We start from the raw sequence: 24,962 nt of genomic DNA on the forward strand, positions 1-24,962 counted from the left end.
TCACGCTCAAAAAAGTTGCGTAAAGTATAGAATTACAATTGTTTCAAAGAACGTTATTTAATTTTTAGTGGACACTAATGTAAACATGATTAAAATAAGTTTTCTTGCATTCATAATATTCAATATTAAAATTTACAGTTCTCTATACCAATTAGTGTTACTCTAAATATTAGTTATATGTTCAAGTTTTTGTTTGTCAGCTGTTTATACTCATGAGGTATTATTGTTTACATGAAGCAATTGTAGACTTTAAACCTCATTGTGTGGATATAATTGTGCATAATTCAGAACTGGAATAAATACTTCTATATTTTATAATTATTCCTTACTTTTTTGATAATCAGTGGTGTGTTATGGTTTATTGACGCCTGTATAATACAACTGGCACAATTATTCGATTACAAAAGCCGAAATCAAATAATAAAAATTGAAAAATATGAAAACAAAAAATTTTAGAAGCAAGGGAATACTGCTCGTGTTGATGGCAATAATAATGGTTCTAGCTTCGTGTAATACCACTAAAACATTAAAAGGAGGAGCAATCGGTACTGGTGCTGGAGGTGTTATCGGTGGTTTAATCGGCTCAAAATCTGATAATACAGCAAAAGGAGCGATATTGGGAGCAGTAATTGGTGGTTCGGCAGGTGCATTAATTGGTAACTACATGGATAAACAGGCCGAAGAACTTCAGAAAGATCTTGAAAACGCAAAAGTTGAACGAATTGGAGAAGGTATCAAAATCACCTTTGATTCAGGGATTCTTTTTGGTTTCGATTCATCTGAACTTACTTATACATCAAAAGAAAATATTGCCGCATTGGCAAAAACGTTGAAGAAATACGAAGATACCGAAATTCTGATCGATGGGCATACTGACAATAAAGGTTCAGAGAGTTACAATCAGTAACTTTCTGAAAGAAGATCTGATTCAGTTTCTGAAGAACTTAAAATGCACGGAGTAGCATATTCAAGAATCTCAGAAGTAGGTTATGGCGAAGAAATGCCAGTTGCTGATAATTCAATTGAAGAAGGTAGAAGCCAAAACAGACGTGTAGAGGTTGCCATTTTTGCGAATAAAAAACTCAAAATTTTAGAAAAATGAAAAGGATAGTATTGATCGCGATTTTAACGCTTAGTTTCGGAACTTTGGTCTACGCACAAAATAGCGCAAAAGGGATTAAAGGTGGGCTTAATTTTTCCAGTCTTTCAACAGATGGAAACGACGATAAAAATCTTAAAATGGGCTTCCATGCCGGAGTATTTACCAAAATTCCTTTTAGTGAATCCTTCGCAGTACAGCCGGAACTTCTTTACTCGGGAAAAGGAATTAAGCTGAATTATGATGAAAATGCATTTGCGGATGGAGAAACAAAATTCAATCTGAATTACATTGATGTGCCGGTAAAATTGGTTTTCAATTTATCAGAAGATTTCGAATTTCAGTTTGGTCCGTATGTGAGTTACCTGATTAACGCAAATACAGATACCGATGCCGAATTTTTCGGGGGAGAATATAATTCGAGCGATGAAATGGACGGGGATCATTTTAATACAATTGACTACGGTTTAACTGCTGGTTTGGGCTTCGATCTCGACCCAATGATTTTCGGATTGAATTATAACCTTGGGTTGAACCCGGTAGCAAAAGACGATGATATCTCGCACGATTTGTTGGGCGATGCCAAAAACATGGTTATTCAGGTTTATGTGGGCTTAAAGTTTTAGCGAAAGCCCCAAAGTCAACAATTAAAATTAATTCACAAAAAAAAATTGAATCATGAAAATTAAAATCAAATATATATTTATTGTTCTGTTTGCATTCGGAATAACATCTTGCGTAACAACAAAAAAATACACAGCTATGCAGGATCAGCTCGAGCGCGATCTTGCTGCAAAGAACCAGCAGTTGGAAGAATGTAACGATAATTTGAACGACTACATTAAACAGTTGTCGCAGAATAAAATAACATTAAACCTTAGGGAAGAACAAATTGCCGATTTAAAAGAGCAGCGCGATAAACAACTTACACAGGTTGGCGACCTTGCCGTGTTGTCACAGTCGGCTAACGAAAATATAAAAGAAACACTTAGCCAGATGGAAAAGAAAGACCGTTACATCCGCTTTTTGCAGGAAGCCAGGTCGAAAGCCGATTCAATTAACCTAGCACTTGCAATTAACCTGAAAAGTGTTTTAGCCAAAGGAATTGAAGATAAAGATGTTGAAATTAAGGTAGATAAAACCGTGGTGTTTATCAATCTTTCTGACAGCATGTTGTATAAAAGCGGAAGCTTTGAGCTGACTTCGAGAGCACACGAAGTACTGGAGAAAATTGCGCGTATCGTAAAATCAAGACCTGAATTTGAGGTGATGGTTGAAGGATACACCGATAACGATCCGATTAGCAATTCGTGTATACAGGATAACTGGGATTTAAGTGTGAAACGTGCTACTTCGGTAGTAAGGGTTTTACAACAGGATTACGATGTTGATCCGAACCGTTTGATTGCCGCCGGACGAGGCGAATACAATACCCTGGCTAGCAATGATACCGAAAAAGGAAAATCAATCAATCGCAGAACAAGGATCGTAATTCTTCCAAAACTTAACCAGTTCTACGACTTGTTAGATCCGAAAATAGCTTCTAAACCAAAAGATGTACAATAGAATGCCAAAGATATTTAGCCTGGATTAATTCATTCATTTGGAAGCTTTGCGCGAAAAATTTTAAAGCCTTTCGCGTGAAGCTAACTCCAGAACCAATCCGGGAATGGAAGTAAAGAAAAATACAAACTATAAAATTCAAAGTCATGTTACGTTTAGCCATAGTTTTTCTAATAATTGCACTGGTTGCAGCATTATTCGGGTTTGGTGGAATAGCCGCCGGAGCAGCCGCAATTGCCAAAATAGTTTTTTTTATTGCCATCATTCTTTTACTATTATCTGTAATTGCAGGAGGATTTAGGGGATTCAAGTAACAGAATTGCTCAGTTCAGGAAAAATGTTCAGAAAACGAAATTGCTTAATACATATCATAAAGTTCAGTCTGACGGTGGTGGTATGAGGTCGTGGCGGTCAGACGAGAGTGTGAACAGTCCGACCGAAACTGAGATTAGGACGAGATTCGACTTGTCGAATCCGCACAAACCAAGACACAAGAATTATTTTTTTGGCTGAAAACAAACGAATTGCATTAATATTTCTCTTGACAGGTAACGATTTAGAAACGAATGAACTTCCGTTTTTTTCTTCTTTTTGCACAAAATACAAAGAGCGTTTTTTATTAGAAGTGAAGATACAATTTTTTTTGTTTCTTTTTCTGTTTTTTGCAAATGCTGACAAGTTAGTTCAACATTGCAAAATATTAGTCATTTGCAAAATATGTTATTAAAATTATTTGGTATATTTGAAATACAAGAAGACGCTTAAATAAAAATAACATCAAAGAATTTTTACTACTAAAAATACCATTATGACAAAAGCAGATATTGTAAATCAAATTGCGATAAGAACTCATATTGATAAAAGAATAGTTTTGGAAACCGTAGAATCTTTTATGGAGGTCGTAAAAGATTCATTAGCTAATGGTGAAAATGTTTATCTGAGAGGATTTGGAAGCATTATCATTAAGGAAAGAGCTGAAAAGAAAGCGAGGAACATTTCAAAAAATACAATTATTACCATTCCCGCCCATAAAATCCCATTCTTCAAACCTGCAAAAGAATTTCTTACAAAGGTTAAATAATTTCAAGTAATTTGATAGATTACAAAATAGGCTACATTTGAATTGCAGTCCACAGGAAACTCTTTTATTAATGCTCTCCTGATAAAAATTAATTTTAGTTTAAATTAATTTAAACTATCCAACTATTAATTTTTACTTATATATCTTTATAATATAAAATTGCCTTTTGCCCCACATCAGTAATTGAATTGAAAAATACTGTAACCCCTTGTTTAGCTTACCGGCTGTTGCTGGAACACCAAAAAGGGTTACCCCCAGGGTTAGCCCTTTTTTCATTCAATGAATACATTTTTTTGAATATGCAAATCGATATCTATAATGTACTGAATGCTTAAACAAATTTCTATCTCTCTTTATTATTTTAGATAAAAGTATTTTTATATCTTTTAAATTTTTAATAAATTAGTAATTGTTTGTAACCATTTTTGAAATGCTTACAAGCCAACTTAAACCTGATAGTAAAATCTTTAACCCTGAAATAGACAAAATTATAAGTACTCGTTTCCCGATCATAAAGAAAAATATAAAACAGGTTTTAATATAGCTAATCTTCTTTGTCATCTAAAGAGTCAAGACATGTATTAATTTAATAATTGGATTATAGAAATTAATGGTTATGAGTAATAAAAAAAATCTCTGGGTAGTAGGGATAGGTGCTTCAGCTGGGGGACTTGATGCCATCCAACAACTTTTCGATAAATTACCCAACGATACTGGAAGTGCATTTATAATTATTCAACACCTTTCTCCCGATTTTAAAAGTTTGATGCCCGAGTTACTGGCCAAACATACAAAAATGAAAATTTTTACCGCTGAAGACAAACAGACCATAGCTGCCAATTGTATTTATTTTAACCAGCGTGGCAAAAATCTTCAAATAAAAGGCAATAAACTGTATCTGTTTGACAAGGAACCCAAAAAAAATCTCAATCTGCCGATAGACATTTTTTTTCACTCGCTGGGGGAAGAATACAGAGAAAAGTCAATTGGAGTAATCCTTTCCGGAACCGGTTCTGATGGGTCACGCGGTATAAAAACCATAAAGGAGAGAGGAGGGACCGTAATTGTTCAGGAACCGGAATCTGCCCAATTCAATGGAATGCCCAATTCTGCAATTGAGACGAATTTGGTTGACCACATACTACCTCCTGGCGAGATTGCACATATTTTAATAAGATTCCCCGGACAATACCTGGCACTATCGGAAAAAGAAACAAAATCCAATGATGTTGTTTTTTATCGTATCATCAATGAAGTTTATAAAAACTCGGGCATCGATTTTAAACAATATAAAAAAAATACGCTGCTTCGCCGCCTTAAAAAACGGATGAGCATAAATAACTTTGAACAATGTACTGATTATTATGCTTTTTTAAAGAGCAATTCCAAAGAAAAGGATATTTTGAGGCAGGATTTTCTGATTGGTGTAACCAGCTTTTTCAGAGATATTGAAGCTTTTGAAGTGTTGAAAACGAAGATAATCCCGGAATTGATAAAACAGAAAAAAAATACTGATACTATTCGTATATGGATTCCTGGATGTTCCACAGGAGAGGAAGCATACTCCATTGCCATTTTGTTCGATGATTATATCCGAACCCACAAATTGAATAACGATTTTAAAATCTTTGCCACCGACATCGATAGCCAGGCTTTAAATAATGCCGGACACGGTCAATACCACTTTAAGAACGAACTTGATGACTTTTATCTCGAAAATTATTTTGTAAAATCAGGAGAAGAAATCGAAATCATTAAACGTATACGTGACAGGATTGTATTTTCAAACCACAACATACTAAAAGATCCTCCCTTTATCCGTATGGATTTTATTTCATGTCGGAATTTACTTATTTATTTAGAGAATAATATCCAGTACAAAATAATTTTAAATTTCCAGTTTGCTTTAAATACAGGGGGATACTTATTTCTTGGAAACAGCGAATCACTAGGGAAAGCCTCTGTTTTTTTTAAAGTTATTGATAGTAAATGGAAAATATTTCAAAATATTACCGATGCCAAACAAATTCCCGGACAGTCCAATCCTGAAGAAAGAATTAGTAGCTTAACCTACAAAAGTCAGAGAGATAAGGTCATACAGCATGAATACCGGTATAAAGAAAATCCTGAATCTGCCTTTCATAGGTACCTGAGTAAAAAATATAGCCCGGCTGTTATTTTTATAAACAGGGAATTTGATATCCTTTATATTCAGGGTGACGCAGGTAAAAAATTAAGTTACAACGAAGGAATATTTCAAAACAACCTGTTAAAAGCAGTGAGTCCTGAGATAGCAACCAGTCTTCGAAGCGGAATGCGCCGGTTAATGCTGGAAAATAAGGATATTTTCATAAAAGACGTTCAAAGCAACTCTGAAAAGAAAAAATTTACTTTTGATATCGGTTTACATAAAGCTGAAGAGCTGGCTAATTATAACGATGTTTATTTTGTCAGCTTTGGCCGGGATAAAGAAACATCAAAAAATGAGACAATCGAAATTGACAGTGTACCTCTGGATATTGCTTCCAAGCAAAGGCTTGAAGATGCTGAAAATGAACTTAAAGCCACAAAATCAGAATTGCAGAATGTGGTGGAAGAATTGGAAACCAGCAATGAGGAATTGCAGTCGTCAAACGAAGAACTAATGGCTTCCAACGAAGAGCTTCAGAGTACCAATGAAGAATTACAATCAGTCAATGAAGAATTATATACAGTAAATGCTGAATTACAGGAGAAAAACAAAGAATTACAAACGTTGAACGACGATGTCAATAATCTGCTGGACAGTACCGAAATTGGTACCTTGTTCTTAGATACTGAACTACGGATTCGTAAGTTTACCGCTCCCTTAAAAAAACATTTCAAATTACGGAATAGTGACATTGGCAGGCCCATCGCCGGTTTTGCTTCCAATTTCAGAGATAACATAATAAACGATGTTCTCGGTGATTCCAAAACGTCACTTGAAAAACTGACGACCATTGAAAAAGAAATCGTTGATTTAGACGGGAAAAATTATCTCATGAGGGTCGGTCCGTATATTACAATCCAGAAAAAAATTGAAGGGGTAGTAATAACTTTTGTCGATATTAATGAATTAAAGAAAAAAGAGGCCGCTCTTCAGGCTAAAACAGACGAGCTTATCAAAGCCGAGGAGATTGCAAAAATGGGCAGTTGGGTGTTGAATATTCAAACAAATGAAGTTTTCTGGACAAAGGAGTTATACAAAATGTATGGTTTTGATCCTTCTCTTCCGCCGCCGCCTTATTCCGAACACGGGAAACTTTTTACTCCTGAATCATGGAAGATACTGAGTAAATCGTTGGATAAAGCTATAAAAGAAGGGATAGCCTATGAATTGGAGTTGCAAACAATCAAAAAGAATGGTTCAAACGGATGGATGTGGATTACCGGAGACGTTAGCCGAGATCAAAACGGGAAGATCACCCATCTGCGGGGCGTAGCACAGGATATAACGATTAGAAGAAATCTGCATGAGGAACTAATGCGTGAACAGAAGTTCTCAAAAAAAATAACAGAATTATCGCCTTCCGCTAAATACATTTATAATTTTAAAAAAGGCACCAACACTTATATGAATCCTCAGTTTGAAAGAATATTAGGTTATAGTTCGGAGGAAATAAAAACCATGACTGAAAATGAATTTATGTCTCTTTACCATCCGGATGATAAAGAAAAAATTCAGAAGCATATGTCTGAAATTGCGGAGGGACTTGAGTTTTGCAAAATAGAATATCGCTTCAGAAACAAAAAGGGAGACTGGGTTTGGTGTTATTCCATTAATTCTCCTTTCGAGAAAGATGTAGACGGCAAAATTATTAGTTTTATTGGTGTTTTTATGGATATTACGGAGAAAAAGAAAAACGAAGAAATTTTGAAGCAGGCAATAATAAAAGCTAACTCTGCAAATATTTACAAAGATCAGTTTCTGGCCAATATGAGTCATGAGATCCGCACACCGATGAATGGTTTGCTCGGTTTTGCAGGTTTATTGAGGGAAGACGGGATAGATGATAAAACAAAAAATGAATATGTTGACATTATTGAAAAAAATTCTAAACAGCTTTTGAACTTGATTGATGATATCATTGATGTTTCAAAAATTGAAGCTGGAGAGTTAAAACTGAATAAAGAAGTTTGCTACCTGCAAAAGATATTTACGGATACCGAGGCGACATTCAACGAAATAAAAAAGCAAAAACAAAAAGAACACATCACGATTAAAGCGATTATTCCTGAAAAGTATTCGAAATTGGCTATTGAAACGGATCCTCTCAGGTTACAGCAGGTTCTCACAAATTTGGTTAGTAATGCATTAAAGTTTTCAAGAAAAGGTACGATCAAGTTTGGATATACAATTAAGAACGACAGAGTGGAGATTTTTGTAAAAGACCAGGGTATAGGTATACCAAAAGATAAACTTGACACCGTATTTGAGCGATTTGAACGAATTGAAAACATAAATCACAAATCTGATGGCACTGGTTTGGGCTTGTCAATTTCAAGGGGGATCGTAAGGTTGCTGGAAGGTAAAATGTCAGTCAAATCAACTCATGGCAAAGGGTCAATATTCCGATTTGAAATTCCTTATAAAAGAGTGGAAGACCAGTCTGAAAATATAGAAAAGGAAGCTTTAGTAAATGAAAATAGTCTTCAAAACAAAACAATTCTTATTGCAGAAGACGAAGAGTCAAATATTCATTATCTCTCTGTATTATTTAAAGATAAAGCGGTAAAATTATTTTGGGCCAAAAACGGTAAAGAAGCTGTTGAGATGGTTAAATCACATCCTGATATCAACATTATTTTAATGGATATTCGTATGCCAGTAATGAATGGTGACATAGCTGCAGAAAAGATCCTAAAACTAAACAAAGACATAAAGATTATTGCTCAAACTGCTTTTACAATGAGTGGAGACAAAGAAAAATATTTACAAAAGGGGTTTGTCGATTACATTCCTAAGCCTATAAGGAAAAATGAATTATTGGAGAAAATATCAAAATGGGCTATTGATTAAGTCTCTATTTCATATAAATTGTGTTGTTGGGGTTATTTAGTATTCTGGCTGGCTCCTTTTTTATATATTACTTTTTTAAATTCTGTATCTTTTTATTTCGCCTCTTTCTATTTCCGGCAAATATCCAAGAAATGTAACAATTTTTGAAATATATTTTTCCATTGCTGCAATTACTATGGTTCTTTTTAAACTTAAAAGACCTGATTTCTTTATAGTAATTCCTTTTGCTGTACTATGTTATATTGGCTATTCAATAATTAAAAGATTACAAAACAGACAACCAGGCATTATCATTGACAAATATGGAATTCATCTAAAATCAGAGAATAAATCTTTTTCATAGAAATCAATTGATGATGTGGAAGTAGAAAATATAAATGAAAACAAAATTTATTTAAAATTAAAAAAGAGGCTGTCTCAAAAGAGATGACCTTTATTGATTTTCAGCGAATAGCAGATAAAATAATGAAAGTTGTCACTGATCGCTTTTGTTGACTGTCAGCGATTTAGTATCTTCAGGCATGGCAAGGAGATACAGAAAAGTACCATTCAAACCTTATCACGACAAACAGTCGATGCTGTTCCCCCCGAATATTGATGAACTAGTTCCATCGGGGCATCCGGTGCGCATAGTTGACAGCATAATCGATAAGGTCGATATCCATTGCATTATGGATACTTATCCGGGTGGCGGTAGTTCGGGCTACCATCCCCGCATGTTGTTAAAAGTATTGATTTACGCTTACCTGCGTAATATTTATTCGAGTCGCCAGATTGAAGAATCGCTAAAAGAGAATATCCATTTTATGTGGATAAGCGGCATGAGCAAGCCCGACCATAATACCATCAACCGGTTTCGGGGGAAACGCCTGGATGGCAACCTGAAAGAGATATTTGGTTCTGTTGTAGAAATGCTTGCAGCAGAAGGTTACCTGAGCATAAAGGAAGTTTATATAGACGGGACAAAGATGGAGGCCAACGCCAATCGTTACACGTTTGTTTGGGGCAATGCCATTGAAACGCAAAAAGAAAAAATCCGTCAACAATTAGAAGAAATCCGGGGGCATGTACAATCGGTATATGAACAGGAAAAAGAGCTTCCACCTACACCTGATTTTAAAGAGATATCATCAGAAAAAGTAGAAAAGGCCATTGCCCAAATCAATGAAGCATTAAGGGACCGGGACACCAGTTCTGAAGTAAAAAAAAACTGAAGTACGCAGCCAGGAACTGGCCGGTAAACTTGTCGAAATACGAAAAACAGGAAGAGGTACTACAGGAGCGTAACAGCTATTCCAAAACCGATCATGACGCAACTTTCATGCGTATGAAAGAAGACCACATGAGAAACGGGCAGTTAAAACCCGCTTACAACTGGCAGTTTTCTACCAATAACCAATTTGTGGTTAATTATACGGTAGAACAAACCACTACCGACACCACTACACTTCCTGCCCACCTGGATGAACACGAGAAATTATATGGACAATACCCCCAGGTTGCTACTGCCGATTCAGGGTATGGCAGCGAAGAGAACTACCAGTTTATGGAAGAAAAAGAGATTGAAGCTTTTGTAAAGTTTAATTACTTCCATAAAGAACAAACCAAAAAGTTTAAATCAAACATCTTCCATAAGGACAATCTTTTTTACAACCCGGGAAAAGATTGTTTTTACTGCCCGATGGGACAGGAAATGACAAAACATGGCACCGGAACCCGTGAAACCACAACCGGTTTTAAACAGCACCTAACTTATTACAAAGCACAAAATTGTAAGGGCTGTCCTTTACGCTGGGGCTGCCATAAAGCTAATGGCAACCGCATTATTGAAATCAACCATAACCTGGAAAAGCATAAACAGGCCGCCCGAAAAAAACTGTTGAGCGATGAAGGGGTAAAACGCCGCAAACAGCGGTGTGCAGATGTTGAAGCAACTTTTGGGATAATTAAAAATAACAAAGGTTTTAGAAGGCTTTTGCTACGTGGCAAAAGAAAAGTAGAAGTTGAAACCGGATTGATCGCTTTAGCGCACAATTTGGCTAAAATAAGTGCATAAAAGGACTTAAAACCTTTTTGCGTTTTTGAAAAAACGTATCTAACGCAAAATATCCTCAAAAGTTAGGAGCAAACTCCTAAAAAACGCAAAATAAAAAACCGTCCCATAAACTTGTTATGAGACGGCCTCTTTAAAGATTATAATAAAAACAAAGAACTCTGAAAAAATGGATTGATTGGATTGGTGCTTTGTTGATAGGATAGTGCAGTCTGAGGGGAATTTATTTTTTTTCTCCACCTGCACAAAGACAAATGAACCCCTACCCACAAAACAACACATTTGCGAACCGCTGCAAACCTACTCTTCAAATCGTAGTTTGCAAAAGAGTTGTTTTTTCACATCTCGTCATTTCTTAATTGATACTCCGCAATAATGCCACAATATAAAAAAATGCTAAATTGGAAAAAACGAAATGATATGAATATTATCAAATTTGTAGAAGATTTTCCAGATGAAAATAGCTGTAAGGAGCATTTTAAAGGCGTTCGGGAGTCACAGGGCATCCTATGCAAGAAATGTGGTTGCACCAAACATTATTGGTTAAAAGCTAAATGGCAGTGGCAATGTTCTGAATGCCGGTTCCGGACAACCTTGCGAAGCGGGACAATGCTGGAAAATGCGAATCTGCCCCTTCGGAAATGGTATTTAGCTATGGCTTTTATGAGTTTTACAAAGAAAGGCATATCTGCCACAGAGATGCAGAGACAACTTGGGCACAGCCGATACGAATAATCGGTTTGGTCAATGATGCATAAGATTCGTCAGGCAATAGGCAAAAGGGATGGCCTTTATGAGCTGGCAGGCATGCTTGAGTTTGATGAAGGTTATTTTGAAACAGAGACCTGCGAAAAGGACCGGAAAAATCTAAAACGTGGCCGAGGGAGTCAAAAACAGGTAAATGTTGCAGTAATGGCTGAATCAATTCCACTGGAAGATATTGAGACTGGTCAACAAGGAAAACAATGCAGGTACTTTAAAATGAAAGTCTTAGAAAGCCATAATTCAGAAGAAATTAACCATATAATAAAAGAAAATATCAACGATAAAGGTATCGTATTCAGTGACAAGAGTACAAGTTACTTTGACATTGCAGATTTTGTTGAAATCCATATAACAGAAAAATCAACCAAAGAAACAACTGCAAATACATTGCGCTGGACACATATTGCAATAAGTAACGCAAAACGAACCTTTTCAGGGATATACCATAAAATAAATGGTAAATACCTGCAACAATATTTAGATGAATTTTGCTACAAACTCAACCGGAGATACTATGGAGACAAATTGTTCGATAGGCTTACAATTGCAGTAGCTACTAATTACTGGTATAATAACGGATGACCAAATAAAACCATTTAAGGAGGTAGAACTTTACAACAAACTTTATCATAATTTACAGATTAAGCCAACTACCGTAGAAAAAACAAAAAACGAAAACAAAAATATGAAACCAACTTTACCAACTGATACTTTTAATGTAGCTGTTTTAAAACAAACGGCTAATGGTGATTCTCAGTTTTTCAATATGATGATCGAGAACTTCACAATGAATGCAAAAGCATTAGTAGAGGTATTTGAATCGGGACTAAGCCAAAAAGATTGGATAGAAATAGGAGAAAAAGCACATAAAGCTATTCCTTCTTTTAAATTTTTTAAATTTAATGCCATTTCATCTAGTCTTGCAGAAATTGAAGATTTGGCATTAAGAAAAAAGAAATACGAATATTTACCGGATATTATTAGTAAAACAAAAACAGCAATACTAGCAATTATTAAACAATCTGAGGCAGCTAAAATAGTCGACTCAGAAAATGAATAAATATTTTATATCGCCTTTGTAATAATAAAAACCAAATATAATAATTGATAAATGAAGAAGATTTTAATAATTGATGATGACACATTTATTTGCAAGATTCTAAAAAAACATCTTCAAAATAATAATTATGCTGCCGAAATAACATACAATGGGAAAACCGGGATAAACCTGTTTCAGAAGGACAATTTCGATTTGGTACTTTGTGATTTCAGGCTTCCAGATATCAGCGGACTTGAAATTATGCAGAAAATACGATCTTTAAAACAGGATACTCCTGTAATTATAATGACTGCTTATGCCGATGTAAGAATGGCCGTTAAACTGATGAAAATGGGTGCAAGCGACTACATTACCAAGCCCATACAACAGGAAGAACTATTAGTGCTGATAAAAAAACTAGTTTCGGAGAAAGAACCAACGGAGGTTAAGAAAAACGACGCCCAAATATATACAAACGGAGATTTTATTATTGGTGAAAGCCCAAAAATACAGCATGTAATTCGTTTGGCCCGAAGAGTAGCTCCTACCGACATGTCGGTTATTATAACGGGAGAAACCGGGATTGGGAAAGAATATATTGCCCGTTTTATCCACGATAACAGTAATCGAAAAGACAAACCTTTCATTGCCATTGATTGTGGTGCTATACCTAAAGATTTAGCCAACAGTGAGCTATTTGGACACATAAAAGGTTCGTTTACCGGAGCCATTGCCGACAAGTTGGGCGTTTTTCAGAAAGCTGACAGTGGAACACTTTTTCTCGACGAGATAGGAAACCTGAACTACGATATTCAGCTAAAACTTCTACGTGCTATCCAGGAACGGGTAGTAACGCGTTTAGGTGATGATAAGTTGAAAAGAATTGATATCAGAATTATTGCTGCAACAAACGAAGACCTGACGCTTGAAGCTAGGGGAAACAACTTCAGAGAAGATCTATACCACAGGCTTAACGAGTTTAAAATTGAGTTACCTCCGTTGCGTGAACGCCCCGAAGATATAAAGGTGTTTATGGCGCATTTTATAACCATGTCCAATGCAGAGCTTAACCGAAATATTACAGGGCTGGTTCCAGAGGCCGAAGCAGTGCTCCTAAACTATCCCTGGCACGGAAACCTCAGGGAACTGAAAAACATACTAAAAAGAGCAGTTTTAATGGCTGAAGGAGAAAAAATCGATATAAGTTGTTTGCCCTACGAAATTATTTATCCAGAATCGGACAGCGAAAGAGAGACCGTTTCTGTGCCACAGGAAACAAAAAAGGATTCGATGTTAAAAAATGCTTCTTCCGAAATCGAAAAAAAACTGATTATTCAAACGATCCAGGAAGCCGGATATAACAAATCAAAAGCTGCTAAAATTCTAAATATTGATAGAAAAACATTGTACAATAAGATCAAACTTTACGATATAAAACTATAGTTCATTTTGCTTTTCTTCGAAAAGTTGCCAAAGGTAGTTTGGAATAAAAATTGAATTAATTAATGCAAAAAGGTTAGTTGAAAAATGGGGATAAATGCAGAGTATAAAAAAATTATATTCATAGATGATGATACCGAGTTGGTGAGTATTTATAGCTCAATTCTGGAACAAAAAAAATTATCTGATTATTTCATACATTTCGAGAATGCAAAGGAAGGTATTGAATATCTAAAAGGAATAAATGACAAAAAAGATTTACCTGACTATATCTTGCTTGACTTGTATATGCCTATTATGGACGGGTTTAAGTTCTTAAAACACTTTGACAAGTCAGCCAGATTAAAAGACTCTATTGAAGTTTTTGTATGTTCATCTTCGCAAAAAAAGGACGACCGCAACAAAGTAATGAAGTATGCTTTTGTTAGCGCCTACCTCGAGAAGCCTATCTCCAACGAATTTATTGAGTTGTTGATTGAAGATAGTATTGCATAGGCATAATTCCACATTTTGTGCCAGAATTTCTACACTGAATATAATCCTAAAATATAAACTAAAAAAAATTTTTTATCAATAAAACGGTGGAATTCGTGAACCCGTTTTGATCTTTAACCGGAAATGCATATACATTGAATACATTTCCTTTAATGCGGACTTCTCCGCTGTTAAATGAGCCTTTTAGGGCTCTATTAATAAAGGGGTATATACGTTTTGTTTGATCTAGATCGAAAGAGTCAAACAAGGTATTCGAAATTTTGTTTTTTGGAATAAGAACTTCGCACCCAGCATGGTCAATGATGTTATAATTATTCCCAAAGAGTAACAAACTTATACCTGATTGTTCCAGGTTGTTTTTATCCTGAAATCCTCCAAAAGCCTGCCGCTGATATTCTTCTTCGGGTTTAATATTTTTTATCGTTATAATGAATTGCTGTTTTTCGTTTAAAGTTTTAATCTTAAAAATAACTTTAAATTCAACTAAATCATAAGTTTGAATTCTGGTTTCGAATAAAAAATCGTATGAAGTTGTTTCATTACTCTTCAAAAATATCATGAACTCTGCCCTATATGTTTCTTTTACAAAATTCAGAAAGTTGTATGGAGGATACTCGTTTTTTCTTACTGTTAATAAGTAGCTGAAAAATCCAGTATCTTTTATAATACTAAAATCAAAACCAATAATTAGTTCTGAATCGTGGCAAATCGCTTCAAAAATTTCTTGATTATAAAATAACGGTTTTGACTTTTGTTTAAATTCCTTGATTCGTTTAAGCTGTTCAGACATCCAATTCTCAAAAAAGAATAATTCTTCAGTAATTTCGCCTTCGGTAATCAGTTCTATAATCTTATCTGAAATATTTTCTAGTTTTTCCATTAAAAGGGTTTTATTTATACAATCATGGTTTGAGTAATCAAGATTTACAATAAAAATTCAGCATGTAAAACTTATATCAAATTGGTGATATAAAGTCTCGTTATATAATTTTTCAAGCATAAAATTCAATTTATATTACAGTATTTTGGTATTTTTAAATCTAAATTAAAATAATTCTTTTGATGGGCTACGCACAAACCTTTTTGAATCATAAAAAAACCCGATTGAAACATTATTTAGATTAAAATAAAACCAAAATAAGTATGGAAATAAAATTCGATTCTTTTGAGCCTCAATATTCTATTGAAGTACTTTCTAAAAAATACAGGGTTAAATTACAAAACAAGGGAGCGGAACTTTTTATATCACTGCCGAAAAGAAGTGGGGAAGGAATTATAAAGGGAATTGATTTTTTGGACGGAATTGGTTTTACCCGTGTAAACTGTGCTTTTTACACTGACACTGTTTTCATGTACGAAGGAAGGAAGAATCAACCTATCCGTTTTATTTTTTGCGAAAGTGGGGAGATAATACATATTTTAAATTCAGACAACTTTCGTTACAAACTAGGCCCCATGGTCGGCTCCATTGCCGCAAGTGCAAACTGCAATTCGCAGCTCATAGTTTTCCCTCCATATAAACAGATTTCGTATTTTGCTCTTGATATCGACAGGGAAAAATTTCTACCAAAAATTGAAAAAGAACTGCATACTATTCCCGAAAAGCTGGCAAATGTATTTAAAGATGTTGAGAATTCGGGGCATTTCCTATACCAGTCTGATTACAGTTTAAATATTTCGGAATGCCTGAGTGAAATTGAGAATAACCCGCATGAAGGGATGGTACGGAGAATATTTTTAGAATCGAAAGTTTTGGATTTGCTTTGGATGCAAATTAAACAATATAAAGACGATCAGAAATCCATATCAAAACAGTCGATAATCAGAAAAATTGATATCAAATTAATTTTAAAAGCTAAAAACATCTTAATTCAGGATCTGAAAAATCCACCAAGTATTGAAGAATTGGCTGCACTCACAGGTACAAATGCCACTAAATTAAAAAAAGGATTTAAACGGTTATATGATATGACTATCAATCAATATTTACGTAATAAGCGTTTGAATTATGCTAAAATTCTTCTGGCAGAAGAAAATCTTACCATTAAAGAAGTTGCTGAAAATGTTGGCTATTCAAATAAGAGTATTTTTTCTAAACGTTTCAAGGAGAAATTTGGAGTTTTACCCAGTGTCTTTTTAAATCGTTACAAATCAGGTAAAAGTTAGTTAGCAACCATGTTTATTTCTTCTAATATTAAATTTATTCAGGTTATGTGAATAACGAATATCATTTCTACTTATTTTGAAATAGAAAATGATTCCGACGTTGTCTTTTATAAAAATACTTTAATTTCTCAGTTTTTAAAGATTCCTTTTTAACTGTTTCGTTCAATTAAAGGATTGAACTCCGCTTTTACCATTTAAGTCTGTATTTTTATATAATTGGTTATCTTGTTGTCAGTCTATAATTTGACATTTTAACTAAAAATCGATTTTTTACAATTGGTTTAAAATATATTAATCCCTTCCTGTCAACAGTATATTTTCAGACACTTTATGTGTAATTATATCCACAAAAATATAGCCTTTTCCACATTAACAAATACTTTATACCATAACATCTAAAATATAACATGCTGTATTTAAGTACATTATATAAAAATTTTTCTATTTAATTTATGGCAGGATTATTTCAATAGTAAATTTAAAATATAATTGAAAATAATTTTAATGCGCTTAGTGTTTTAGTCATGATAAATAATTATAAAAATATTGGAATCATGGATGAAAATTACCAAAATAAGACATTACTATTTGTGTTGGAGCAATTCAGAAAAAAAGGCTATACATTTCATTTTCAAGTTGATGAATATGGCCGGTTTGTTGTAGAAAAACAAGTTTTCTTTCTCCCTTCAGAAGTTGAATTACATGAATTTCACTGCTTTGAAGCAGAAACTGACTCGGCAAATCTTAGCATTCTATATGCTGTACAAACCACAACAGGCATTAGAGGCATATTTATAAACACATGTGGTACAGAAGATCCAGAAAAACCTAGAGTATGGACTTGCAAATTCGAAGGAAGTTTTAAATTTTGTGAATCACGTGAATCAGACAAAATTCAATTCCTCAAATAATTTATCATTAACCATTAAAAATATATTATGAAAAAAAAAGACTTAGAAACCAACATTCATGGAGTTTAAGACATCTGTAAAGATGGAGTGGCAGGTTATGAAACAGCTTCAAACAACATTGAATACAGCGACTTGAGAACATTGTTCTTGCGATTGTCGCAACAACGTAAACTTTTTATAAAGGAGATAAAAAATGAGACGTTGAAAATGGGAATAGAAGTTGATACAAATGGCACCATTAAAGGATCTTTTTCATCGTACATAGCTGGCAACCAAAGCTACCTTCAGTAGTGCTACTAATAAAAAAGTTATTGAAGAAAGCATGACTTGGAACAGCAGCTGTTAAAACTTAAGATAAAGTGTTGGTTGATCTTGAATTCCCTGAATATCTGGCTGAACAACAGCACGTGATTAAAATAATAATTAATCAAATTAATAAATTAAAAAGAAAAATTAGTTAATGATCAGTAAAAGATCGGAAACTAAATATGTTTATACGTTTAAAAAGTTATGAGTGCAACTACAGACAAAATGAAAGGAAACTGGAACGTTATTAAGGGAAAATTGAAACAAAAGTACGGTGATTTAACCGACGATGACCTGAAATATGTTGAAGGACAGGAGGATGAATTACTGGGACGTATACAGAAAAGAACCGGAAAAACCAATGAGGAATTTAAAAAATTTATTGACAAACTCTAATGATTCTTTCCTTTGAAATCCACAAAAAATATGTACCCTCAAATATTCATTATTATATATAAAACACCCTTGTTTTTACACTGACAAATGCTGTAAACGGTAATTTAAATAATTATATCAAAGCCGTTTTCGATGATTAACCTTGTAGAACCATTCCAGAAGTCGAACTTCTTTCCCTTCAACCCATACCTTTGAATAACGCGTACTTTTTACTACAGATGAGGTATTAAATCTACAATTAAATTCCACACATGATAGATAAAATCCACATTTCGGGATTTGGCACTTATTTTGGAAAATAACAGATGATATTGATTTTCATTCACATTAAAATTTAAAGTTATGACACCAAAAGTATTATCAGCTTCGTCAATAAAAAGCACTTCGGTAGAAAATAATGCAGGTGAAGATTTGGGAAAAATTAAAGATTTAATGATCGACTGGGAAAATGGCAGTGTGGCTTATGCAGTCGTTTCATTTGGAGGATTTTTAGGATTAGGCGAAAAACTATTTGCTATTCCTCTTGAATCGTTCAAGTTTGAAAGTTATGATGGTAAAGAACGTGCAATACTAAATGTGACCAGGGAACAATTGGAAGATGCTCCGGTTTCGACCCAGATAACTGGCCGAAGGATGCTAACTATACCTTTGTGGATTCAGTGTATGCCCACTATGGATATAAACCTTATTCCGGGAGATTTCCACGAACACAATTATAATAACTCATTAGCGCATTGAACCCTGAGGAATTCCTCAGGGTTTATAGAACATAAAATTCCTAAAAATCCAAAGAATATAAAAATTTCCTGTTAACATATAGAGGAACCATATAATAAAATGAAAAGCTAATTGTTACATCCCTTTGGACTAGAGGAAATTATGAAAGATTAAGGATTCACAAAAACAATGATAATCTACCTAAAAACATAAAAAATGACCGCAAAAACAATTACGAAGGCACTGACCGACCATCACGATGAAATGCGCCAATTAGTTAAAGAAGTTAAAAAAGACGCCGGTAAATTTTTTTACCTGAAAAAGCATCTTGATATTCATCACGAATTGGAAGAAGACCTGCTTTTGAGCGCTTTAAACAACAAAAAAGATATCAAGGACGAATCGCTTGAATCGCAGGAAGAGCATGTGATCTTGAACCAGGCATTGATTGGCCTGGCCGATTTTCCGAAAGATAACCAACGCTGGATGGTTAAATTTAAAGTGTTCGAAGAAATACTTGACCATCACCTCACCGAAGAAGAAGAGGATTTATTCCCGGATGTTGAAAAGATCCTGGATGAAAAAGAGCAGACCGAGCGGGGAGCCCGCTTTGAACAATTAAAAAAACAAAGGCTCTCCGCGGCCCTGGAAACAAAACCGGACAAAGAACCGAAAAAAACGAAAAAGAGTAATTCGAAAAAATAGGGTAGATAACGGGGAGAGCTCAATGAGCACCAACCCGGGGCCACGTACCCAGGCCGCGCAGAATATAAAATGGATCTTGTATTTAAACTTTTTTAAAACATCAATTTGAAATGGACATCCGCTCATCCGAACCTTATTGGTTAAAAAAGAACGCCTTTGAAAAAAGCTATCCGTCATTGAACCGGTCACTTTCAACCGACATTTTAATAATTGGTGGAGGAATAACAGGTGCATTAATCGCCTGGAAATTACTGGAGGCGGGGAAAGAAATTGTTTTGGTTGACAGGCGTGATGTTTGCAACGGAAGCAGCGCGGCAAGTACGGCTATGTTGCAATACGAAATTGATGTTCCGCTCTTTAAACTCATTGAGCAGCGCGGCATGGAAACAGCCGTTTCAAGCTATAAAAACTGCGAAAAAGCCATTTTCGCTTTGAAAAAAATAGTGGATGAAACAGGGAGCAAATGTGATTTTGAATTTAAAAAAAGCATCTATTTCACCTCCCGCAAAAGCGATGTGAACATGCTGAAAGAGGAATTTAGTACCCGAAAAAAGTTTGGATTTTCAGTCGAATGGCTTAATAGGAATATGTTAAATGACCTCGGGTTAAACGCCCGGGTTGGCATCCAATCCGAATCAGGGGCAATCATGGATCCGTTTAAATTGACTTACGATTTGCTGAAACTTTGCGCCCAAAAAGGAGCTGCAATTTTCGACAAAACCGATATCGAAAAAGTCGGGCAAAAAGGAAAAAAGCTGATCGCTGTTTCGTCTGAGAATTACACAATTCAGGCGAACCATGTTATCCATTGCACGGGTTATGAAAGTGTAAATACCCTGAAAAAAAAGGTTGTCGATTTAAAAAGCACTTATGCCCTTGCATCCGAATCATTTGATCCTGTTCCTCCCGGTTTTAAAAACCACATTTACTGGGATACTTCATCGCCATACCTCTATTTTCGGGGAACTTCGGATAACCGGATAATTATTGGCGGCGGCGATGAGCCTTTTAAAAATGCCGGGGTCCGTGATGCCTTACTTCATAAAAAATCGGATTTCCTTAGCAAACAGTTTAAAGCCTGTTTCCCTGCTATTCAATTCAAACCCGATTATACCTGGGCCGGAACTTTTGGTGAAACGAAAGATGGATTGCCCTATCTGGGGAAACCAAACCCTGCGGTAAATGAACACTATGTCTTAGGTTTTGGCGGAAACGGGATTACTTACAGTGTAATGGCGATGGATGCTATTTTAGATTCGCTGAATAATAAGGAGCACCGGTTTTTGTACGATTACCGGTTCGACAGGTGAAACCAGAGCCTGTTAAACATGTATTTTTTAATAAAAACTCAAGCCATGGATAAAAATAATCAGTATGAAACATTAGTGGAAGCGCTGGAACAATTGAAAGAAAGGGGATATACACACAACTTTCAGGTAAATGAACACGGCCAGCTCATCGAAGACAAAGAAGGATTCTTTTTTCCTTCAGAGGTTGAACTACATGAATTTCACCGCTTCGAGGGGGACACGAATCCGGCCGATATGAGTATTTTATACGCGGTGCAAACTTCAACCGGATTAAAGGGAACAGTTGTGGATGCTTATGGTGCTGAAGGTTCAGAAGTAATTTCAAAATTTATGAACCAGGCGAACCAGAAACAATTCGATTCCTGAAAAAGATTTATTATTAACCATTAAAAAATACGTTATGGAAAAGAAAGATGTAAAAAACGACATTCAGGAAATTATAGACATCTGTAAAGACGGAGCGGAAGGCTATGAAACAGCCGCAAACAATATTGAATACAGTGACGTGAAAACATTGTTTTTGCGATTGTCGCAGCAACGAAAGCTTTTTATAGAAGAAATCAAAAATGAAGCGTTGAAAATGGGAATGGAACTCGATACAAGCGGAACCATTAAAGGATTTTTTCACCGTATATGGTTAGCAACTAAAGCGACTTTTAGCAGCGCTACCAACGAGAAAGTAATTGAAGAAAGTATGACCGGAGAAAAAGCTGCTGTTGAAACCTATGACAAGGTGTTGGCTGATTCAGAATTACCGGCATACCTGCGAGAAATTTTAGCAGAACAACAGCGCCTGGTTAAAGTAACAATTAATCAGCTTAGTGAATTAAAAAAAGAAGTTAGTTAATGATCCGTAAAAGGTCGGAAACTACATATGTTTAACCATTTAAAATGTTATGAGTTCAACTACAGACAAAATGAAAGGAAACTGGAACGTTATTAAGGGAAAATTGAAACAAAAGTACGGTGATTTAACCGACGATGACCTTACCTATGTTGAAGGTCAGGAGGATGAATTACTGGGACGTATCCAGAAAAGGACCGGAAAAACCAAAGAGGAACTCAAAAAATTTATTGACGAACTCTAAGGTTTCTAACGAATTCCACCTTTTAGGTAAAAAGGTGGAATTCGTTTCCTCTCTGAGAGCACAAAAAGAGAAAAATTATGAAATGTCAAATATCAAAATATTACTATTCACATAAAAAATAAGAAATCATGCCACAGAAAAAAACATCATCGCGAATTAAAAATGAGAAGCAATATGAAGCTTTACGCGATAAAGGATACAGTAAACAAAAGGCTGCACGTATAGCCAATACACCCGATTCAGGGAAAAAAGGTGGCAGCAGTAAAAAATACGAAGAGTGGCCGAAAAAAGAATTGTACGATAAGGCAAAGCAGGTGGGAATTAAAGGCCGCAGTAAAATGAGCAAAAAAGAATTGATTTACGCCCTACGGAACAACTAATTCAACTTCCTTTTTATACGGAGGAAAGGTTAATGAAAAATATAAATATTCCATCCTCGCTGGTACACGTAACGGATACGGAAGCGGGATATAAGCGCCTTCTTAAAAACGGAGAAAAATTCATTTATCAGGATGAAAAAGGGAAACGAATTAGGGATAAAGCCACACTGGAACGTATCGAAAAACTTGTTATCCCGCCCATGTGGGAAGATGTGTGGATATGTAAAAAGCACAATGGCCATTTACAGGCCACCGGACGTGATGTAAAAGGACGAAAACAATATTTGTATCATGCCGTCTGGAATGAGCATATTAACCTTGAAAAATTTAACGGTCTCCTTGATTTCGCGCAAAGCCTGCCCAAAATCAGGGCAAAAATAAACCGTAATTTACGCAAACGTGCCTGGGTAAAAGAAAAAGTTGTCGCGTTGGCAATTAAAGTCATGGATGAATTGTACCTCCGCATTGGAAATAAACGGTACATGAAAGAAAATGATACCTATGGTTTAACTACGCTCCGTAAAAAACATTTAAAAGAAACCTCCGAAGGGCTTACCATTAAATACATGGCAAAAAGCGGAAAGCTCCGGAAGATTTCGGTAAACCATCCCACCTTGAAAAAACATTTAAAAGCATGCGCCGAATTGCCCGGTTATGAAATATTTCGCTACCAGGAGGGAGAAAAATATTATCCTGTTGAATCTCAGGACATCAACGAATATTTACGGGAAATTTCGGGTAAAGATATAACCGCTAAAAGCTTTCGCACATGGGGAGGTACTGTTCTTACGGTTGAATTAGCCCCTATCGCCCGGAAAATAGTGGAAGAAAATCCCCGTAAAAAATTCGAAACCACATTAGTCAGCATGGTAGCAGACGAATTAAACAATACAGTCTCTGTTTGTCGTAAATATTATATCCATCCGGTAATTTTAAAAGCGGTGGTTAACGGAGATACAGAGCGAATAAAAGTATCCTCTTCCTCCAAATCAGCCAAATGGTACCGGCCGGAAGAATTAGTAGTTTTAAAAATTCTGAAAACTGAACGAAATAAATCGAAGCGAATACCTGCTTGAATTTCAATAATAATGTTATTATAAAGTAAAATTGCCTTCAGATAGCAATATTCAGTAGCAAATCAACTCTTATCTTTTTAATCCCTCTCCGAAATTTTAATATTTACTGAGTGGTCAACTTTTTTGCTGAATGCTTCGATAAAAGCATTTTTCAAGATACCTCCCAGAGTGGGCCATACACCAGCATCTACATCTTTGTTCAAATCACCGTAAATAGGGGTTTTGGTTGCCAGCTGATCATGTGGATGATTTTCAAATAATTCTGTTAATCCACCGACAATCGATTCCCATATTTTCTGTAAAAAGGGGTCTTTTTCTTTTTCCAAATCTACAATTTGAAGATCTTCAATAACAGGTTTTACATAACCTTCTACAATTCCACTGTCCGCAGCTACTTCTGAATATACGCTTAAAATACCTTTTTCCACATCTATTTTAGCATAAGCTTGCATAAAACTATTGAAAGCAGTCATATCCGCATCTTCAAATTTCATATCTACATCAAAATCCGGAATTTCTTTCATGACGTTAACAGCCAAATCCATATGTAATTTTCCACCTCCTACTGATGTGGCATTTGCTGTTATGGCAGAGGGCAGTTTCTCATTACTATGGTTTACGTTGCTCAGGTTAGTTGCTACCAGATTCAAATCGTTCAGGTAAATGCCAGCTTGGGGTTTTGTTGAAAAATCTTTATAATTGATTTTTCCCTTTCGAATCTCAAACCTGTTGATTTGAAGAGGCATTAAATTTTTAAGCATTTTAGTCCAATCAGCCCCTGTTCCGCTTTGATGTACTTTTTCTGCTGTCGAAGGATCAATAGCAGTAGCAAAATTAATGACCGGTTGGTCTAAAATGACCTCGCCTGCCAATGAACCTTTCAACAATGCTTTCCAATGAACTGAAAGATCAATACGCATTATGTTGAGAAAAGGAACCGGAATACTATCCTCTGTTTTTACAATATCGACTTCTTTAATTACGTATGCCCCTCGAAATAAATTGAGATCAATATCTTTAACGTGTCCGCTGTACCCGTCAAGATTATCCAATGTATTATTCACATATTTTTTTACAACATATGGCAGAATCAAACGGACGACTATTAATATTGAAAAAACGATTAATATGATCTTCCATGTTTTTTTCATTGAACAGAGCATTTTTTATTTTCGCAAGAGGACGATGAAAGCATGAATAAGACCAGGGATGTATCCTAAAAGCGTAAGCAGGATATTTATCCAAAACTCCCGAGAAATACCGTAACGCAATGCTACCCCAACAGGAGGTAAAATAATTGCAAAAATAATTTCCAGTAAGGTCATAATTTT

At 35.2% G+C, this 24,962-nt stretch carries 23 protein-coding genes and 3 pseudogenes; 23 read left to right on the forward strand and 3 right to left on the reverse strand.

Annotated elements, in window-relative coordinates; translation table 11 throughout:
- Nucleotides 1-493 precede the first annotated feature (493 nt).
- From GM418_RS29630 to GM418_RS29680, 11 genes and pseudogenes are all read left to right on the forward strand, one after another.
- A pseudogene (locus GM418_RS29630) lies at nucleotides 494-1,102 on the forward strand (YiaD family glycine zipper/OmpA-like lipoprotein).
- Entirely contained in the window at nucleotides 1,099-1,725 is a 627-nt protein-coding gene (locus tag GM418_RS29635; protein ID WP_158871778.1) for a porin family protein, read from the forward strand. Before GM418_RS29630 ends, GM418_RS29635 begins: the two are co-directional and overlap by 4 nt.
- A 52-nt stretch (nucleotides 1,726-1,777) precedes the next feature.
- Nucleotides 1,778-2,665, forward strand: coding sequence for an OmpA family protein (locus GM418_RS29640; RefSeq protein ID WP_158871781.1), 888 nt, complete (start codon nucleotides 1,778-1,780; stop codon nucleotides 2,663-2,665).
- A gap of 143 nt (nucleotides 2,666-2,808) precedes the next feature.
- Nucleotides 2,809-2,976, forward strand: a complete 168-nt coding sequence (locus GM418_RS29645; RefSeq protein ID WP_158871783.1) for a DUF1328 domain-containing protein — start codon at nucleotides 2,809-2,811, stop codon at nucleotides 2,974-2,976.
- 494 nt (nucleotides 2,977-3,470) lie between these two features.
- A complete protein-coding gene (locus GM418_RS29650; protein WP_158871784.1) occupies nucleotides 3,471-3,743 on the forward strand; it encodes an HU family DNA-binding protein in 273 nt (90 codons plus the stop codon).
- A 616-nt stretch (nucleotides 3,744-4,359) separates the two neighbouring features.
- On the forward strand, nucleotides 4,360-8,784 hold the full coding sequence (locus GM418_RS29655; protein ID WP_158871786.1) for a chemotaxis protein CheB: 4,425 nt from the start codon (nucleotides 4,360-4,362) through the stop codon (nucleotides 8,782-8,784).
- A gap of 521 nt (nucleotides 8,785-9,305) precedes the next feature.
- Nucleotides 9,306-10,840, forward strand: a pseudogene (locus GM418_RS29660) (IS1182 family transposase).
- Between the two features lie 417 nt (nucleotides 10,841-11,257).
- Nucleotides 11,258-12,184: pseudogene (locus GM418_RS29665) on the forward strand (IS1595 family transposase).
- Between the two features lie 103 nt (nucleotides 12,185-12,287).
- The gene (locus GM418_RS29670; protein WP_158871788.1) at nucleotides 12,288-12,662 is read left to right on the forward strand and encodes a hypothetical protein; all 375 of its coding nucleotides are present in this window, start codon (nucleotides 12,288-12,290) and stop codon (nucleotides 12,660-12,662) included.
- Between the two features lie 51 nt (nucleotides 12,663-12,713).
- The gene (locus tag GM418_RS29675; RefSeq protein ID WP_158871790.1) at nucleotides 12,714-14,084 is read left to right on the forward strand and encodes a sigma-54-dependent transcriptional regulator; all 1,371 of its coding nucleotides are present in this window, start codon (nucleotides 12,714-12,716) and stop codon (nucleotides 14,082-14,084) included.
- 84 nt (nucleotides 14,085-14,168) lie between these two features.
- On the forward strand, nucleotides 14,169-14,576 hold the full coding sequence (locus GM418_RS29680; RefSeq protein ID WP_158871792.1) for a response regulator: 408 nt from the start codon (nucleotides 14,169-14,171) through the stop codon (nucleotides 14,574-14,576).
- Nucleotides 14,577-14,634: 58 nt separating this feature from the next.
- On the opposite strand, the gene GM418_RS29685 is transcribed toward GM418_RS29680, so the two are convergent.
- Complete coding sequence (locus tag GM418_RS29685; RefSeq protein ID WP_158871794.1) at nucleotides 14,635-15,456, reverse strand: hypothetical protein; 822 nt, start codon at nucleotides 15,454-15,456, stop codon at nucleotides 14,635-14,637.
- Between the two features lie 263 nt (nucleotides 15,457-15,719).
- Between GM418_RS29685 and GM418_RS29690 the strand changes: the two genes are divergently transcribed.
- The 12 genes from GM418_RS29690 to GM418_RS29745 all read left to right on the forward strand — a co-directional run bounded on the left by GM418_RS29690 (nucleotide 15,720) and on the right by GM418_RS29745 (nucleotide 23,631).
- On the forward strand, nucleotides 15,720-16,742 hold the full coding sequence (locus tag GM418_RS29690; protein WP_158871796.1) for a helix-turn-helix domain-containing protein: 1,023 nt from the start codon (nucleotides 15,720-15,722) through the stop codon (nucleotides 16,740-16,742).
- Nucleotides 16,743-17,296: 554 nt separating this feature from the next.
- Nucleotides 17,297-17,653 carry a hypothetical protein gene (locus tag GM418_RS29695; protein ID WP_158871798.1) on the forward strand — a complete coding sequence of 119 codons (357 nt, stop codon included), beginning with the start codon at nucleotides 17,297-17,299 and terminating at the stop codon, nucleotides 17,651-17,653.
- A gap of 72 nt (nucleotides 17,654-17,725) precedes the next feature.
- Complete coding sequence (locus GM418_RS29700) at nucleotides 17,726-17,944, forward strand: DUF2383 domain-containing protein (protein ID WP_343033409.1); 219 nt, start codon at nucleotides 17,726-17,728, stop codon at nucleotides 17,942-17,944.
- A 219-nt stretch (nucleotides 17,945-18,163) separates the two neighbouring features.
- A complete protein-coding gene (locus GM418_RS29705) occupies nucleotides 18,164-18,355 on the forward strand; it encodes a CsbD family protein (protein ID WP_158871802.1) in 192 nt (63 codons plus the stop codon).
- 342 nt (nucleotides 18,356-18,697) lie between these two features.
- Complete coding sequence (locus tag GM418_RS29710) at nucleotides 18,698-19,093, forward strand: PRC-barrel domain-containing protein (protein ID WP_217447641.1); 396 nt, start codon at nucleotides 18,698-18,700, stop codon at nucleotides 19,091-19,093.
- Between the two features lie 195 nt (nucleotides 19,094-19,288).
- Nucleotides 19,289-19,777 carry a hemerythrin domain-containing protein gene (locus GM418_RS29715; protein WP_158871804.1) on the forward strand — a complete coding sequence of 163 codons (489 nt, stop codon included), beginning with the start codon at nucleotides 19,289-19,291 and terminating at the stop codon, nucleotides 19,775-19,777.
- Between the two features lie 110 nt (nucleotides 19,778-19,887).
- Entirely contained in the window at nucleotides 19,888-21,087 is a 1,200-nt protein-coding gene (locus GM418_RS29720) for an NAD(P)/FAD-dependent oxidoreductase (protein WP_158871806.1), read from the forward strand.
- Between the two features lie 45 nt (nucleotides 21,088-21,132).
- Nucleotides 21,133-21,453, forward strand: a complete 321-nt coding sequence (locus GM418_RS29725; RefSeq protein ID WP_158871808.1) for a phosphoribosylpyrophosphate synthetase — start codon at nucleotides 21,133-21,135, stop codon at nucleotides 21,451-21,453.
- A 34-nt stretch (nucleotides 21,454-21,487) separates the two neighbouring features.
- Entirely contained in the window at nucleotides 21,488-21,934 is a 447-nt protein-coding gene (locus tag GM418_RS29730) for a ferritin-like domain-containing protein (RefSeq protein WP_158871810.1), read from the forward strand.
- 49 nt (nucleotides 21,935-21,983) lie between these two features.
- Nucleotides 21,984-22,175 (forward strand): CsbD family protein, encoded by a 192-nt coding sequence (locus GM418_RS29735; protein WP_158871812.1) that lies wholly within the window; start codon nucleotides 21,984-21,986, stop codon nucleotides 22,173-22,175.
- A gap of 128 nt (nucleotides 22,176-22,303) precedes the next feature.
- A complete protein-coding gene (locus GM418_RS29740) occupies nucleotides 22,304-22,555 on the forward strand; it encodes a DUF7218 family protein (protein ID WP_158871814.1) in 252 nt (83 codons plus the stop codon).
- A 32-nt stretch (nucleotides 22,556-22,587) separates the two neighbouring features.
- Nucleotides 22,588-23,631, forward strand: a complete 1,044-nt coding sequence (locus GM418_RS29745) for a DNA topoisomerase IB (RefSeq protein ID WP_158871816.1) — start codon at nucleotides 22,588-22,590, stop codon at nucleotides 23,629-23,631.
- 77 nt (nucleotides 23,632-23,708) lie between these two features.
- Here GM418_RS29745 and GM418_RS29750 read toward each other — a convergent pair whose 3' ends face one another.
- Both GM418_RS29750 and GM418_RS29755 read right to left on the reverse strand, forming a co-directional pair.
- On the reverse strand, nucleotides 23,709-24,782 hold the full coding sequence (locus tag GM418_RS29750; RefSeq protein ID WP_158871818.1) for a DUF748 domain-containing protein: 1,074 nt from the start codon (nucleotides 24,780-24,782) through the stop codon (nucleotides 23,709-23,711).
- Between the two features lie 15 nt (nucleotides 24,783-24,797).
- Nucleotides 24,798-24,956 (reverse strand): YqaE/Pmp3 family membrane protein, encoded by a 159-nt coding sequence (locus GM418_RS29755; RefSeq protein WP_158871820.1) that lies wholly within the window; start codon nucleotides 24,954-24,956, stop codon nucleotides 24,798-24,800.
- Nucleotides 24,957-24,962 lie beyond the last annotated feature (6 nt).

This window comes from Maribellus comscasis (assembly GCF_009762775.1).
Taxonomy (GTDB): domain Bacteria; phylum Bacteroidota; class Bacteroidia; order Bacteroidales; family Prolixibacteraceae; genus Draconibacterium; species Draconibacterium comscasis.

Bases quoted from the DNA above. Each gene is read 5' to 3' on its own strand.
- GM418_RS29650 (WP_158871784.1), top strand. From the start codon at position 3,471: ATGACAAAAGCAGATATTGTAAATCAAATTGCGATAAGAACTCATATT.
- GM418_RS29655 (WP_158871786.1), top strand. From the start codon at position 4,360: ATGAGTAATAAAAAAAATCTCTGGGTAGTAGGGATAGGTGCTTCAGCT.
- GM418_RS29755 (WP_158871820.1), bottom strand. From the start codon at position 24,956: ATGACCTTACTGGAAATTATTTTTGCAATTATTTTACCTCCTGTTGGG.
- GM418_RS29640 (WP_158871781.1), top strand. From the start codon at position 1,778: ATGAAAATTAAAATCAAATATATATTTATTGTTCTGTTTGCATTCGGA.
- GM418_RS29685 (WP_158871794.1), bottom strand. From the start codon at position 15,456: ATGGAAAAACTAGAAAATATTTCAGATAAGATTATAGAACTGATTACC.
- GM418_RS29690 (WP_158871796.1), top strand. From the start codon at position 15,720: ATGGAAATAAAATTCGATTCTTTTGAGCCTCAATATTCTATTGAAGTA.
- GM418_RS29735 (WP_158871812.1), top strand. From the start codon at position 21,984: ATGAGTTCAACTACAGACAAAATGAAAGGAAACTGGAACGTTATTAAG.
- GM418_RS29670 (WP_158871788.1), top strand. From the start codon at position 12,288: ATGAAACCAACTTTACCAACTGATACTTTTAATGTAGCTGTTTTAAAA.
- GM418_RS29635 (WP_158871778.1), top strand. From the start codon at position 1,099: ATGAAAAGGATAGTATTGATCGCGATTTTAACGCTTAGTTTCGGAACT.
- GM418_RS29645 (WP_158871783.1), top strand. From the start codon at position 2,809: ATGTTACGTTTAGCCATAGTTTTTCTAATAATTGCACTGGTTGCAGCA.
- GM418_RS29730 (WP_158871810.1), top strand. From the start codon at position 21,488: ATGGAAAAGAAAGATGTAAAAAACGACATTCAGGAAATTATAGACATC.
- GM418_RS29720 (WP_158871806.1), top strand. From the start codon at position 19,888: ATGGACATCCGCTCATCCGAACCTTATTGGTTAAAAAAGAACGCCTTT.
- GM418_RS29705 (WP_158871802.1), top strand. From the start codon at position 18,164: ATGAGTGCAACTACAGACAAAATGAAAGGAAACTGGAACGTTATTAAG.
- GM418_RS29750 (WP_158871818.1), bottom strand. From the start codon at position 24,782: ATGAAAAAAACATGGAAGATCATATTAATCGTTTTTTCAATATTAATA.
- GM418_RS29725 (WP_158871808.1), top strand. From the start codon at position 21,133: ATGGATAAAAATAATCAGTATGAAACATTAGTGGAAGCGCTGGAACAA.
- GM418_RS29680 (WP_158871792.1), top strand. From the start codon at position 14,169: ATGGGGATAAATGCAGAGTATAAAAAAATTATATTCATAGATGATGAT.
- GM418_RS29715 (WP_158871804.1), top strand. From the start codon at position 19,289: ATGACCGCAAAAACAATTACGAAGGCACTGACCGACCATCACGATGAA.
- GM418_RS29745 (WP_158871816.1), top strand. From the start codon at position 22,588: ATGAAAAATATAAATATTCCATCCTCGCTGGTACACGTAACGGATACG.
- GM418_RS29695 (WP_158871798.1), top strand. From the start codon at position 17,297: ATGGATGAAAATTACCAAAATAAGACATTACTATTTGTGTTGGAGCAA.
- GM418_RS29675 (WP_158871790.1), top strand. From the start codon at position 12,714: ATGAAGAAGATTTTAATAATTGATGATGACACATTTATTTGCAAGATT.
- GM418_RS29740 (WP_158871814.1), top strand. From the start codon at position 22,304: ATGCCACAGAAAAAAACATCATCGCGAATTAAAAATGAGAAGCAATAT.
- GM418_RS29710 (WP_217447641.1), top strand. From the start codon at position 18,698: ATGACACCAAAAGTATTATCAGCTTCGTCAATAAAAAGCACTTCGGTA.